12 protein-coding genes and 1 pseudogene are annotated in these 13,529 nt (G+C 41.0%); 9 read left to right on the top strand and 4 right to left on the bottom strand.

What is annotated here, in order from left to right:
* Nucleotides 1-101 precede the first annotated feature (101 nt).
* The 3 genes from LC586_RS08110 to LC586_RS40535 all read left to right on the top strand — a co-directional run bounded on the left by LC586_RS08110 (nucleotide 102) and on the right by LC586_RS40535 (nucleotide 663).
* Nucleotides 102-320 (top strand): type II toxin-antitoxin system HicB family antitoxin, encoded by a 219-nt coding sequence (locus LC586_RS08110; protein ID WP_229484070.1) that lies wholly within the window; start codon nucleotides 102-104, stop codon nucleotides 318-320.
* A 2-nt stretch (nucleotides 321-322) separates the two neighbouring features.
* Entirely contained in the window at nucleotides 323-475 is a 153-nt protein-coding gene (locus tag LC586_RS08105; RefSeq protein WP_229484069.1) for a type II toxin-antitoxin system HicA family toxin, read from the top strand.
* Nucleotides 476-537: 62 nt separating this feature from the next.
* The gene (locus LC586_RS40535; protein ID WP_267921648.1) at nucleotides 538-663 is read left to right on the top strand and encodes a hypothetical protein; all 126 of its coding nucleotides are present in this window, start codon (nucleotides 538-540) and stop codon (nucleotides 661-663) included.
* A gap of 354 nt (nucleotides 664-1,017) precedes the next feature.
* On the opposite strand, the gene LC586_RS08100 is transcribed toward LC586_RS40535, so the two are convergent.
* The gene (locus LC586_RS08100; protein WP_229484068.1) at nucleotides 1,018-1,158 is read right to left on the bottom strand and encodes a hypothetical protein; all 141 of its coding nucleotides are present in this window, start codon (nucleotides 1,156-1,158) and stop codon (nucleotides 1,018-1,020) included.
* Between the two features lie 798 nt (nucleotides 1,159-1,956).
* Here LC586_RS08100 and LC586_RS08095 point away from each other — a divergent pair.
* From LC586_RS08095 to LC586_RS08080, 4 genes are all read left to right on the top strand, one after another.
* Nucleotides 1,957-3,483: a PAS domain-containing sensor histidine kinase gene (locus LC586_RS08095; protein ID WP_229484067.1), complete on the top strand. Its 1,527-nt coding sequence runs from the start codon at nucleotides 1,957-1,959 to the stop codon at nucleotides 3,481-3,483.
* A gap of 670 nt (nucleotides 3,484-4,153) precedes the next feature.
* Nucleotides 4,154-4,750, top strand: a complete 597-nt coding sequence (locus LC586_RS08090; protein ID WP_229484066.1) for a cytochrome b/b6 domain-containing protein — start codon at nucleotides 4,154-4,156, stop codon at nucleotides 4,748-4,750.
* 21 nt (nucleotides 4,751-4,771) lie between these two features.
* Entirely contained in the window at nucleotides 4,772-6,205 is a 1,434-nt protein-coding gene (locus LC586_RS08085; protein ID WP_229484065.1) for a bifunctional orotidine-5'-phosphate decarboxylase/orotate phosphoribosyltransferase, read from the top strand.
* Between the two features lie 134 nt (nucleotides 6,206-6,339).
* On the top strand, nucleotides 6,340-7,440 hold the full coding sequence (locus LC586_RS08080) for an AI-2E family transporter (protein ID WP_229484064.1): 1,101 nt from the start codon (nucleotides 6,340-6,342) through the stop codon (nucleotides 7,438-7,440).
* 243 nt (nucleotides 7,441-7,683) lie between these two features.
* Here LC586_RS08080 and LC586_RS08075 read toward each other — a convergent pair whose 3' ends face one another.
* Nucleotides 7,684-10,137 carry an ATP-dependent Clp protease ATP-binding subunit gene (locus LC586_RS08075; protein ID WP_233715514.1) on the bottom strand — a complete coding sequence of 818 codons (2,454 nt, stop codon included), beginning with the start codon at nucleotides 10,135-10,137 and terminating at the stop codon, nucleotides 7,684-7,686.
* Between the two features lie 366 nt (nucleotides 10,138-10,503).
* Here LC586_RS08075 and LC586_RS08070 point away from each other — a divergent pair, with 366 nt between their 5' ends.
* Both LC586_RS08070 and LC586_RS08065 read left to right on the top strand, forming a co-directional pair.
* On the top strand, nucleotides 10,504-10,800 hold the full coding sequence (locus LC586_RS08070; RefSeq protein WP_229484186.1) for a DUF3288 family protein: 297 nt from the start codon (nucleotides 10,504-10,506) through the stop codon (nucleotides 10,798-10,800).
* A 687-nt stretch (nucleotides 10,801-11,487) separates the two neighbouring features.
* Nucleotides 11,488-11,775 (top strand): CPBP family glutamic-type intramembrane protease, encoded by a 288-nt coding sequence (locus LC586_RS08065; RefSeq protein ID WP_233715513.1) that lies wholly within the window; start codon nucleotides 11,488-11,490, stop codon nucleotides 11,773-11,775.
* A 206-nt stretch (nucleotides 11,776-11,981) separates the two neighbouring features.
* Here the strand turns inward: LC586_RS08065 and aroC are convergent, their stop codons facing one another.
* Both aroC and LC586_RS08055 read right to left on the bottom strand, forming a co-directional pair.
* Entirely contained in the window at nucleotides 11,982-13,070 is a 1,089-nt protein-coding gene (aroC, locus tag LC586_RS08060) for a chorismate synthase (protein WP_229484063.1), read from the bottom strand.
* A 217-nt stretch (nucleotides 13,071-13,287) separates the two neighbouring features.
* A pseudogene (locus tag LC586_RS08055) lies at nucleotides 13,288-13,529 on the bottom strand (photosystem II q(b) protein); the annotation flags it as partial.

Raw genomic sequence — 13,529 nt, 5'->3', positions numbered from 1 at the left:
TGCGGCACTTATGTGGGTGGTTGTGAATGATAGAGAGATGCAGCCCCCGCAATAAAAAATCAGCTACGATCAATCATATAATTATCCTCACGAACACAAAAATGTTAATTACATACACTGCAAAATATACAAAAACTAATAGCGGATATATGGGACAACTTATTGAATGGCAAGAAGTCATTACAGAAGGAAAAACCCTAGAAGAATGCAGGGCTATGTTACAAGACGCAACGAAAGAAATGATTCTTGCCTATCGCCAACAAAATAAATATTTTCCCACGGGTGGTTCTTTGCTCGAACAAATTCCTATAGAGGTTTGAGTGTGTCAGTCAAACGAAAAGAGCTAATTAAATACTTAGAACAAAATGGCTTTTATTTATTAAGGGAAGGAGGAAATCATTCTATTTATACTAATGATATAAAAACTCTTCCTGTAAAACGGCATCGTACCATTGATCGTATTACTGAAGAGTGAAATATGTAAACAAGCGGGTTTATTACCTAATTTTTAACTGCCACTTAGAACCATCGAAGGTAATGAAATTTTGGGCAGCTTGTAAACTAGGTCAAGGCGACTATTTGCAACTTAAAGAAAAACTGTTTGCTGAAGAAACAGTTGCCAGTTTATATACCAAAGTCAAAGAAAATCAAAATAAAGCCTAGTGTTCCTAACTAGAAGGGGCGACGCCAAATAGCCGATCGTAGACATCGCTCTAGATAAATAAGTGTAAATCGACAAGCGATGTCTACGACGGGCTACGCCTACGCTGTTATTTTTCTTCACTGTCATGAAAAATATCTTCAAAATCCCGATCTCCGCTCAATACCCTCTCAACTTGGATAAGCTGTTACGCAAATAAGATTGCACATCAACTGGTGAGGTTGTCCAAAGTCAATTGTCCTTTGTCCTTAGTAAACACAAATGACTAATGACTAATGACTAATGACGGTCTACATAGTTTTTTATATCTTTTAAATCTTGCTTGGCAGCAGCACTCAAAATATATCTGCTCATTCTTAATCCTGCTGCGCCTGTTGAATTTCTTCCCGCAGTTCCCTTAATACCTCTTCGCCATCAAATACATCACCGCGATCTGAATCTCCAATTCCAATAGCAATTTCTTTGCGGAGTTCCTCTAATCTGAGTAAACGTTCCATCTCCCGTTCTTCTAGCAGTCGTAAGGCGGCGCGAACTACCTCAAAAGCAGATGAGTACTACCCCTTTTGACTGTTGACTCAACAAACTGCTCTAATTCTGGTGTTAAAGATATATTCATTTGAGCCTTCTTTGATTGCTGCTTCCATTCCTTGCTTAAGGATAACGTCTATTGACTAATCCAGAAAGCGATCGCTTATCGGCAAATCTTAAAGGCTATTCCATTCTTCTAGCGTGATTTCCCGCTCTAGAATCACCTCAACTTCCCCAATCATCACCCGCAATTACGGTACAGAATACTCATCATTAGAGGGAATGACTGGCTTTTAGTAGCAATACTACTTCATCTATAGTCATTACTCATCGGCTCTAAAGCATGAAATTTTCTCACACCATTCTTCTTTGGAACTCAATGTAGCCTGTCTTCTATGGATAGCAGCCAGTCGTTTCCCAAAAAGCTACAAACAAGGCTTGACAATTTTTTTGTATCCTGAAACATTTGACGTGACTTCGGCATAGAATTTTTTTTACAAATTTTTTCGAGTTTTTAGGTAATTATATGTGATTTGAACTACTTTTTTTAGACATATCTTAGAATGTAGATGCACACAATGGAACTATTTTTTTCTAAAAATGGCCACTGCGATCGCATTACCTTTTTCTAAATTCCATCCAAATTGATGATATGGGCAGTGACAGCCTAATCAACTAAGTAGACGATTTATCCATAACTGAATCGTCAGGGTGCTAAGACAGCGTAGAGAGAGCTACAGGATATCTTCCTCATCGTACCAGCAGCTATGCATATCGAAAAACCCGTTACCCATGAACCGAAAGCTCTATCAGTACAAGATTCCCAGAGTTTCCCAGAAACAAAGGACTTATCTCAAGAAAATTTAGATACTTGTCAATGCTCACAAGCCGCTTTACAAATGGCATTAATAGCTAGTGGCTTGGGGTTGTGGGATTGGAATTTAATAACCAATAAAACCTATTATGATCCTCACTGGAAGGGCATCCTGGGATATGGAGTAGACGAAATCGATAATGACTATAAATCCTTTGAGCAACTTGTACATCCACAGGATTTACCGAGAATCCGCCAGGTATTGCACGATTACCTGGAAGGATGCACACCTGCGTTTGAAGTCGAATTGCGAATGTTGACTAAATCCGGTGAGTGGAAGTGGATTCTGGCTTGTGGGAAAGTATTTCAGTGGGATGAATTCGGTAAACCAGTGCGGATGGCGGGGACGCACAAGGATATTACTCAGGATAAAGCGATGTCTACGACGGGCTGCGCCTACGCTACTCAACAATACCAACTATTTGAACAACTCCAATCTACCGAAGACCAAGTTAGGGAAAAATCACAGCAGCTAGAAACTACCCTCGAAGAACTCAAATATACCCAAAAGCAGTTATTGCAGAACCAGAAAATGGCTAACCTCGGTCAACTGGTGGCGGATATGACTAACGAAATTAACAACCCCGTTAGCTTCATCTACGGCAATCTCCATCCTGCGAGTCAATACGCTGAAGACTTAATCAGAATCATTGAACTTTACCAACATCACTATCCCACACCGACACCAGTCATAGCCTTACAGCTGCAACGCCTTGACCTTGGTTTCGTGAAAAAAGACTTTTTGAAACTGCTGTGGTCAATGCGAGCCGGATCTGAGCGCGTTAAAGAAATTGTTTTCGCCTTGCGGAATTTTTCAACCTCTGACGAAGGTCAAATAAAAAAGGTTGACCTGCATAAAGGACTTGATAGTGTTCTGAGAATTTTGCAGCATCGTCTGAAAGAAAAGCCTGACAGAGCCAGGATTGAAGTAATTAAAAACTTTGGGGAATTGCCCTTAATCGAGTGTTACCCTGGTGATCTAAATCAGGTATTCATGAACATTTTGACTAATGCCATTGATGCCTTAGAAGAAAGGATGAAACATGATCATTCCTTTACTCCCAATATTTTTATTCATACAGAAATTATTAGCAGTCATTTATCATTAGTCAATAGTAATGAACTTTGGGTAAATGATAAACTAGTAGGAAAAAAACACAAAGTTATAATTAGTATTTATGACAATGGTAAAGGCATACTTCCCCATATTCAAAGACAGATATTTGAACCATTTTTTACGACTAAACCAGTAGGCAAAAGTCAAGGGCTAGGGCTATCAATTAGTCGGCAAATTATAGTTGAAAAACATCAAGGTAAACTTAAGTGTAATTCTCAATTAGGTCAAGGCACAGAGTTGGTTATTGAGATGAATACAACAGCAAGACACTATACCGCTATTAGAAAACACGCCAGTTTTTAGGTAATTAACCTTGGGCAGAAGGTGTTAATTTTTGCAAGTCGATGCATTAATAAGGCGGCCTTCGCATTCACAATACCTGAGTTCGATAGATTTAGTCTTGTCTTTTCTACACCTAAATTACAGCACAAGCCATCCCACAAATGAAGGTACAATGTGCTACTGGATAAACGATAGACTTTTCTTGCTACATATAATCATGATTTAGGTGATTCTTGCTATCAGGATTCGTATCGCAGAGTTCTACTAAGCGTAAAGTCAGGGATATAAAAGTATAAGAATATATAAGTATCACAGTAGTAATGTTCACGTTTCACCTAATCGACGAGAGTAACGCACGCGCTATCCTAAGTTGGCGATATAAGCCACCTTATGATTTATACAACTACTTAGAGACTGCATAGAATATCTTTGATCGTGGGCACTAAAACAGGTTACAGCATCTTAGCAGCATCACTCAACAGCCCGTTCTAGACATCGCCCAATTTTGAAAATTTAGCTTAAAACAACCTTAGCCACACTAAACTGACATTTAAAACCGCAGATGGTAGACCATCAATGTCAGAATACTGAGTCATAGGATGGGAAAATAAAGGTGAGTAATGTCCACCCCCAAATTTGCTGGACTATTTACCCAAGACAGATAAACAACAAATTTTATCAGTCAAAATCTATGACTTTGACCCCCTCTCAAACTCGAAAGCCACCCACCCAAGCAATAGGAGCCAAAATTTTCCACTGGTGTAACATCATTAGTCTATTTATCATGCTCACCAGTGGACTACAAATTTACAACGCCAACCCTGTTTTTGGTGGACGTGCAGGTTTGCACATTCCTCCGATATTTACGTTAGGAGGTTGGCTCGCAGGAGGTAGACACTGGCATTTTGCAGCAATGTGGCTATTTTCGCTGAATCTCCTGTGGTATGGAATTTACGTTTTAATTACCCGACGCTGGCGACATCGCTTTGTAGGTGCTAATGACTTCAAAGCATTACAAAAAAGTCACAATTCCAAACGTCTAATTTATGCTTGGCATCGGATTGCGTATACAGCAATTATTCCTATCTTGCTGCTAGCGTTATTGACAGGAATAGGAATGTATAAACCTGCTCAATTTCCCTGGATTGTGGATTTGTTTGGCGATTGGCAAGCATTGCGAATTGTTCACTTTGCCTCAGTGCCGATGGTTATCTTATTTGTAGCAATTCACTCTCGATTAGGGCGGAAAGCTGGTGGTACTGAATTAACAGAATCAATGTTTTGGTAAACGAACTTTTTTACTAAAAAAATGAACTTTTTTGATAAATTGAATCGTAATATCTTGCAAAATCAAAGCTTACTATTTGTAGGACTTGATCCAAATCCAGAAATGATGCCTGTGCGTTATGAATCTGAAGAACTCATCATTGGTTTGGAGAAGTGGTTGCAATTCATTATTGCGGAAACTTCTGATTTCGTTTGTGCTTATAAACCGACACTTGGCTTCTACGAGGCGCTAGGTATTCCCGGTTTAGAATTGCTGTACAAAACCTTAGCAGCTATTCCAGCCCATATTCCAGTAATTTTAGATGCCAAACACAGTGACTTAAATACTAGTACCATTTTTGCCCAAACTGTGTTTAAACAATGGCAGGTGGATGCAATCACTCTCAGCCCCTATACAGGACAAGATCATGTAGCACCTTTTTTAGTCTATCCTGATAAAGCGGTGTTTATTTTATGCTGTACTTCTAATCCAGGCGCAGAAGCTTTACAGCAATATCCTACAAACGAATCACCCCTTTATTTACAGGTAGTAAAAGAATCAAAAACTTGGGGAACTCCAGAACAATTGGGTTTGGAAGTGGGAACTACAAATCCTGAGATTTTAGCACTTATTCGAGCGATCGCGCCTGAACGAATTATTATGGCGCGTAGCATCTGGGCGGAAGGCGCAAACCTGAAGCAAATTTTAGAAGCGGGTTTGAATACTAACGGTGATGGTTTGCTGATTCCTGTTCCTCAAGATATGTTGGGAAACACCCAACTATCTGAGGAAATCCAGTCTCTACGCGCAGAAATTAATCAAATCAAAGCTGAGATTATTCACGAAAATTCCACATGTTCTGTGTGGTTCCCTGATGTTTGTTTTCTAAATCAGCACCCCCACCAAGATTTGATTTTACAACTTTATGATATTGACTGCATTATGTTTGGCAGCTTTGTCCAAGCATCAGGAGCTATATTTCCTTATTACATCGACTTACGCAAAATTATTTCCAATCCCCAAGTTTTTAATCAAGTTCTCACTGCATATCAGGATATTTTGAAGAATCTCATTTTTGATAGATTAGCAGGTATTCCCTATGGTTCTTTACCTACTGCGACTGGTTTAGCTTTACGCCTTCATTGTCCGATGATTTTCCCTCGTAAAGAGGTAAAGGCACACGGAACTCGGAGAGTAATTGAGGGTAACTTTCATCCTGGTGAAACAGTTGTAGTTGTTGACGATATTCTCATCAGTGGTAAAAGTGTCATGGAAGGGGCAGGAAAGTTGGAATCAGCAGGATTAAAAGTTAATGATATTGTGGTATTTATCGACCATGAACAAGGAGTGAAAGATAGGTTACAGCAAAATGGTTATCGCAGTCATGCAGTTTTAACTATTTCGGAAATTACTAATACTCTGTATCAAGCAGGGCGAATAAATGAGGAGCAATTTTTAGCTTTCGCTGAAAGTTAGTGATTGGAATAATGGGGAATGGGGAGTAGGGAATGGGGAATGGGAAAAGATTTTTATTGTCTACTTCCTATTGAGCAGATTTAATTACTCGGTTCAATCTAGTAACTAGAATAATTTGGATTTTTAAATTAATTATGAATTTTCCACTGAATCAATTACTTAGATGGTTAATTTTTACGGTGTTATTTCCTTTAGTGTTTCTCAATGGTTGGCTAGCGTTTTTGCTGGTTAAAAATTTTCAACCTGTTGTAACAATTCTTGTTTTGGCTACTTTACTTGCATTCGTTTTAAACTATCCTGTTGCCATTCTCCAAAAGCGAGGAGTGAAACGTGGCTATGCAGTAGCATTAGTTTTTATATCAGCATTGATAATTATCGTTGCTCTGGGTATCACTTTGGTTCCCATTGTTTTAGAGCAATTTAATGAGATGGTGAAAGTCCTTCCCAAATGGATTGATTCTAGCGAAGAAAAACTTCAGATTTTAAATGATTGGTTTTTTAGGCACAAATTAAATGTAAATTTAAGTCAGTTATTAAATCGATTAACTGAGCAATTACCCAATGAATTAGAGTTTCTTTCAGATAAACTTTTAAGCATTCTCATAGATACGATTGATAGTATCTCTGAGGCATTAATCACAATAGTATTGACTTTCTATCTGTTGTTAGATGGCCCAAGTATTTGGGAAGGGATATTTAAAAAGCTACCTGGAAGTTTTGCTCAGAAGGTAAGCCAATCTATTCAACAAAACTTTCAAAATTACTTGATTGGTCAGGGAACTTTGGCTTTACTAATGGGAGTTTCATTAACATTATTGTTTTTAGCTTTTCAAGTCCAGTTTGCTTTACTTTTTGGTTTGGGGGTTGGGCTTTTGAGTTTAATTCCCTTTGGCGATGTCGTTAGTCTTATTGTAATAACTTTAATAATAGCCACACATGACTTTTGGCTAGCAGTGAAGATTTTTGCGGTAGCTGTTGTCATTGACCAGTTAATTGATCAGGCGATCGCACCCCGTTTATTAGGTAAATTTACTGGCATCAGACCAATATGGGTATTAATTGCTTTGCTTGTAGGAACCAATGTTGGTGGAGTTTTAGGTTTGCTAGTTGCGGTACCTGTAGCTGGTTTTATCAAAGATGTTGCAGATGGTTTTTCTAAATCTGGTAATTCTGATAATGTAGTTAAGAGTGAAGTAGCATCAGAATTGTTGTCCAAGGAATCAATATCGCCATGAGTTGTTGATTTGTGGAGAATATAAAGCGCACAGCTAGCTGTGCTACCATACCGTGTGTTGCATCCAAAAGAAAATTGCATAAAAAAAGCCCCCAGCATTTCTACTAGGGGTGAAAGATATAATACCATTTCACTTTATGTTTGCCGCAGATGCCCCTGTTGGTGCCTCTACTTATATCAGAGGCTGGAGTATTTCTCAAATATTACAGCAAAAAGTGATTGGGTATAAATATTAGCCGACATATTAGCCAACATTTGCCAAGAGCAATTCTCGTTTTTCTGATTTTTGTACTCTCACCTGAGAGTCATCATCAACATCGATAAGCGCTGTGTCTCCTTCTGTAATTTGACCAGACAGCATTGCTTCGGCGAGAGAATCTTCTAAAAGGCGCATAATTGCCCGACGTAATGGCCTAGCACCGTAGCTAGGGCTGTAGCCTTCTTGGACTACAAGCTCTTTGAAGCGATCGCTAACTTCTAAGATAATTCCCTTTTCTGTCAACCGCTTAGAAACTTCACGAAGCATAATCTCAGCGATTTGCTTAACTTCATCCCTAGAAAGCTGGGTGAAGACGATAATTTCATCGAGACGGTTAAGGAATTCAGGACGGAAGTAAGCTTTCAATTCCTCATTTACCAAGGTGCGGATGCGGTTATAACTAGCGTCGGCTTGAGTATCGAAGTCAAAGCCTAAACCACTACCGCCTTTTTCAATCACCTTGGAACCGATGTTGGAAGTCAAAATGATCAGCGTGTTCTTGAAGTCCACTTTCCGACCTTTGGCATCGGTAAGATGACCGTCATCCAAGATTTGCAGCAGCATATTGAATACATCGGGGTGTGCTTTTTCGATTTCGTCGAATAGCAACACTGTGTATGGTTTCCGCCGCACGGCTTCTGTAAGCTGTCCGCCTTCATCGTATCCCACATAACCAGGAGGCGAACCAATGAGCTTGGCGACGGTGTGGCTTTCCATGTATTCGGACATATCTAGGCGAATCATGGAGTCTTCCGCACCGAAGAAGTAGGCAGCTAGTGCCTTCGCCAATTCTGTTTTACCGACTCCGGTAGGGCCAGAGAAGATAAAGCTAGCAATGGGACGATTGGGATTTTTTAAGCCGACACGGGCGCGACGGATACCGCGAGATACAGCCGAGACTGCTTGCTCTTGACCAATAAGCCGTTGATGCAGAGTGTCTTCTAGGTGCAGAAGCAACTCTGACTCAGATTCAGTAAGCTTGTTGACTGGTACGCCAGTCCAAGAGGCAACGATTTGGGCGATGTCTTCTTCGTCAACTACAGTAGAGTTGACAGGTTGATCGTTTTGTGCAAACGTTGCTTGCAGTTGTTCTGCGAGTTTTAACTCTTGGTCGCGCAGTTGTGTAGCTTTGTCAAAATCTTGGACTCTGACTGCTGCTTCTTTTTCTTTGGTAACGCCAGCGAGTTCACGCTTGAGTTCTTTATTGGGAGAACTTTGAGAGTTCCGCAGACGAACGCGAGAACCAGCTTCATCAATTAAGTCTATTGCCTTATCTGGCAAGAAGCGATCGCTAATGTAGCGGTCTGATAATTCTGCTGCTGCTACAAGTGCTGAATCCAAAATTGTGACTTTATGGTGCTGTTCGTAAGCGCCGCGCAAGCCGTAAAGAATTTGTACGGTTTCCTCTACTGAGGGTTCCCCAACCATAATTGGTTGGAAACGACGCTCTAGGGCGGCATCGCGCTCGATATGCTTACGATACTCATCGAGGGTAGTTGCGCCGATGCACTGGAGTTCACCCCGTGCTAAGGCAGGTTTGAGGATGTTGGCTGCATCCAAACCACCTTCTGTACCACCAGCGCCAACCAAGGTGTGAATTTCGTCAATCACCAAGATGATATTGCCCACAGTGCGGACTTCTTCCACGACTTTTTTGATGCGTTCTTCAAAATCGCCACGGAAGCGAGTTCCAGCCACCAATGACCCCATATCGAGGCTGATGACTTGCTTACCCTGTAAGGTTTCGGGAACATCCTGGTTGATAATTCGTTGAGCTAGACCTTCTGCGATCGCAGTTTTACCAACTCCTGGTTCTCCAATCAACACTGGGTTATTCTTAGTGCGGCGACCGAGGATTTGGATCGCCCGCTCAATTTCCTTCTGGCGACCAACTACGGGGTCGAGTCTGCCTTCTTGTGCTAATTTGGTCAAATTCCTACCAAACTCTTCCATAGTTAGCGGTTGAGTGCGCTTTTGACTACCACCACCAGCTATAGCTGGTGCATTTTCACCCAAACGGCGAACTATGGCGCTGCGGACAGTCTTGAAGTCAACTCCTAGATTTTGCAATACTTTGGCGGCAACACCTTCACCAGCCTCGGTCAATCCTAAGAGTAGATGTTCAGTGTTAATGTAATTCTGTCCCAGACTATGAGCTTCTTTAAACGATTGCTCGAAGAGGCTTTTTACTTTAGGAGTAAAAGGAATCTCAGGTGGTACAAAGCCAGAACCCCTACCAATAATTTTTTCTACCTCGCGACGTGCATCTTTGAGGGTAACGCCTAATTCCGCCAGCACTTTAGCAGCAACTCCAGTTCCTTCTCCCATCAAACCCAGGAGAATTTGTTCAGTTCCTACAAAATTGTGTCCCAGGCGACGTGCTTCCTCCTGAGCTAACATAATTACTCTAATGGCTTCGGAAGTGAAGTGTTCAAACATAATGGGTTCTTGCTCCCTCGGTGCTTGGACTTTGGGTGAGATAAAATTCACCCTCATCTAAAGTTTTTTGTATTTTCTTAAGAACTAATGTAACTTTATTTAAACTTGAGTGGCAGTGGTGAGAGCCGTAAGACATCAGGTGTACTTGCCGTCTAAGAAGAGTTAGGAGTTAGGAGTTAGGAGTTAGGAGTAGAGACGCGATTAATCGCGTCTGTACAGGAGTTGTCAATTTGACAATTAGCTTGTCAGTGCAGAAGATGATTTTCTTTTGCCTTTTCTGCTCCTCAGCTCTTTTGCTAAACTTAAAACTCAGGACTCAGCACTGGCTCAACTATAGCTATCCGCTAACAACACTCAGGATTCATGATGACTAATGCACCCGCAGGCAAAGACCAACAACATCCTCTTTATAGCCGCGATCGCCCCCTTATTGATATTTTACTCTCTCAAGAGGCGACAGACTATAACTTAGCAGAATTAGCTAGGCTGCGAATGCGTTATCAAGGGTTTCCAGGGGCAAGAGATATCCAAAAAGACCTTGATAAAGTCTTGCAGCAGTGGGGTTTGACCGAGGCCGAACTTTATGAGAAAACTCGCCAAATTCACAACCTGGGGGGTATTTACAAAAGTCGCGGCAAGAAGGAAGAACAGGATTGGAATTAGGAATGGGGCATTGGATATTGGGTATTAGGCAACCTAACCTACTGTGTTGCTTATAGTGTAAAAAATGAATACGCTTATCTTCCGTGTACACCACGTAATTTTAACAATTCCTTCTCCTCAAGCTTGGCTATACTCGGCAATATTAGTAGTATTATTTGCAGTGCTTTCTTTGCCTATAGGGTTATATTTCAAATTTTTCAAGTTTGAGTTGTTTCAAAAGTCATCATTAGAAGCAGCTAAAATCATATAATTTCTATTTTTGCCCCTGCAATAGCAGAAGAATTATTTTTTCGTGTTTTATTACTTCTAGGACTTACGCATTGACAATAAATACCAAATATGGCTCAAGGTTAAAAACCATATCTTTCGTAAGGGCACAGCAAAAGCTTAGCCCCTACAGCATGGTCTATTTATGATCGCAGGATAATTAAGAAAAGCTTGAAACAACCTATTTTAGGTAATGCACATCACGATACATTTGTACAGTGCGTAAGTCCTAACTTCTACCCCTTTCAAGGTGACTCGTAAAATAAGATTGTTTTTTCTCAGCGCTCTCAGCGCCTCTGCGGTTTAAAAGTGATTGATTTAACCGCAGAGGCGCTGAGAACACAGAGTAAAGAGCTTAAAGAGGAATTTATTGACCAAAATTTTTACCCACCTTGAAAGGGCTAGTCCTAACTTCCTCATTTGACAGAAAATGTTTCAATAAGTGACCAATGGCTATGGGGATGTCTCAGTTTAGTAATTTTTGTTATTTATCATCCTCTTGAAGCCATCACAGTGTATAAAGCAGGGTTTCCTACATTCATTAATCCAGTCTTTCTTTTATTAGCAGCACTCTTAGGAAGTTTCTGCATAATTATATATTTTCAAACAGGTTCTTTATGGACATCTGTTGTTATTCATTGGATAGTTGTAATAGTTTGGCTACTCTTCTTGGGTGGATACAGTAAATTAAGTACTCACCAAGAGTAAGACTGGAATTAGGATAGCGGAATGGCGATCGCTAATTCTGTGCCTTTGCCTAACTTTAGATGTAACTGTGAGTTGTCCACCATGTTTTCAACGTATCCGCGAAAGTCCCCACCCTCAAAGCAAGTGAGCGTTTAGCAAACGATGCTTAGGGTGCTGTCGGGATACGTTGAACAAGATATTAAATATTTTTTGTAGATGTGTAGTGCCTACAAGACCTTACACTGCCCATGATGCCGTAACAAATGGTCACACAGCACCAACGCCACCATTGCCTCAACCATTGGAACTGCACGCGGCAATACACAAGGATCATGGCGTCCTTTGGCTGCTAATAGCGTTTCTTCGCCTTCACGAGTTACAGTTTTCTGCTCTTTTCTAATTGTTGCTGTCGGCTTAAATGCAACTCGCAAAATGATATTTTCTCCGTTGGAAATCCCCCCTTGAATACCACCAGAACGGTTTGTTAGTGTGCGGATTTCACCACTTTGATCAATATAAAATTCGTCGTTATGCTCAATTCCTGTTAGCAGGGTTCCCCCAAAACCGGAACCAATTTCAAAGCCTTTGCTAGCAGGAAGAGACATGACACCCTTAGCGATATCAGCTTCCAATTTATCAAATACTGGTTCGCCCAAACCTTTCGGCACATTTCGCGCCACACATTCTACTACACCGCCGATAGAATCACCTTGTCTACCTATTTGCTCAATTAATTCAATCATGCGATCGCTGCATTCAGCATCGGGACAGCGAACGATATTGCTTTCCACTTGTTCTAAGGTGACAGTATTTGGATCAACTACACCTTCCAAGTCTTTGATGCGCTTAACGTAAGCGATAACTTCGACATTGGCGACTTGACGAAGAATTTTTTTAGCGATCGCACCTGCTGCTACTCTTCCGATTGTCTCACGCGCTGAGGATCTACCCCCACCTTGCCAATTGCGAATGCCATATTTGGCATCATAAGTTGCATCGGCGTGAGAAGGCCGATATTTCTCGGACATCTCGTCGTAGTCTTGGGGACGAGTATCTTTGTTTTGCACCAAAATTGTTATAGGCGTTCCCAGAGTTTTGCCTTCAAATACCCCTGATAAAATCTCGCAGGTATCCGCTTCTTTGCGAGGCGTCGTAATTTTACTTTGCCCGGGACGCCTTCTATCTAGTTCTACTTGAATTTCTTCTGCCGAAATTTCTAGTTGGGGAGGACAACCATCAATCACAACCCCCACACCGCCGCCGTGAGACTCGCCAAACGTACTAATGCGAAATAGATGACCAAAAATATTGCCCATGATTTTGAAGAAAAAGGTGAGGCTTATGTATTCTACCTAGAGTTCTTACAAAAGTTTTTTTGCTCTTATGTTTGTAGAACTTTTCGCTATTTTTTAGTATTTATCAACACTGTCTCTGAGTTTTTATCCAACTCCATAACAGTATCTGTTACTAACTTAAATTAAAAACGCCCTCCCAATTTGGGAGAGCGCTTTTTGATTTAGTTAAACTTCAGAATTAACCGTTAATAGCAGGAGCGCTCATAGCCACAGGAGCAACATCACCAGCAGCCAAATCTAAGGGGAAGTTGTGAGCATTGCGCTCGTGCATTACTTCCATACCCAGGTTAGCCCGGTTGATTACATCAGCCCAAGTGCTGATCACGCGACCGCTTGAATCAATGATTGATTGGTTGAAGTTGAAACCGTTCAAGTTGAACGCCATTGTGCTTACACCCAAGGAGGTGAACCAGATGCCGA

It is taken from the genome of Nostoc favosum CHAB5714 (assembly GCF_020829495.1).
Classification (GTDB): Bacteria; Cyanobacteriota; Cyanobacteriia; order Cyanobacteriales; family Nostocaceae; genus Nostoc; species Nostoc favosum.
Note: the sequence above shows the minus strand (reverse complement) of the source record. Positions and strands in the feature narration are given on the sequence as shown.

What these genes read in the sequence shown, in the direction of transcription:
- LC586_RS08110 (WP_229484070.1), top strand. Translation starts at nt 102, where the DNA reads ATGTTAATTACATACACTGCAAAATATACAAAAACTAATAGCGGATAT.
- LC586_RS40535 (WP_267921648.1), top strand. Translation starts at nt 538, where the DNA reads ATGAAATTTTGGGCAGCTTGTAAACTAGGTCAAGGCGACTATTTGCAA.
- LC586_RS08100 (WP_229484068.1), bottom strand. Translation starts at nt 1,158, where the DNA reads ATGGAACGTTTACTCAGATTAGAGGAACTCCGCAAAGAAATTGCTATT.
- LC586_RS08095 (WP_229484067.1), top strand. Translation starts at nt 1,957, where the DNA reads ATGCATATCGAAAAACCCGTTACCCATGAACCGAAAGCTCTATCAGTA.
- LC586_RS08090 (WP_229484066.1), top strand. Translation starts at nt 4,154, where the DNA reads ATGACTTTGACCCCCTCTCAAACTCGAAAGCCACCCACCCAAGCAATA.
- LC586_RS08085 (WP_229484065.1), top strand. Translation starts at nt 4,772, where the DNA reads ATGAACTTTTTTGATAAATTGAATCGTAATATCTTGCAAAATCAAAGC.
- LC586_RS08080 (WP_229484064.1), top strand. Translation starts at nt 6,340, where the DNA reads ATGAATTTTCCACTGAATCAATTACTTAGATGGTTAATTTTTACGGTG.
- LC586_RS08075 (WP_233715514.1), bottom strand. Translation starts at nt 10,137, where the DNA reads ATGTTTGAACACTTCACTTCCGAAGCCATTAGAGTAATTATGTTAGCT.
- LC586_RS08070 (WP_229484186.1), top strand. Translation starts at nt 10,504, where the DNA reads ATGACTAATGCACCCGCAGGCAAAGACCAACAACATCCTCTTTATAGC.
- aroC (WP_229484063.1), bottom strand. Translation starts at nt 13,070, where the DNA reads ATGGGCAATATTTTTGGTCATCTATTTCGCATTAGTACGTTTGGCGAG.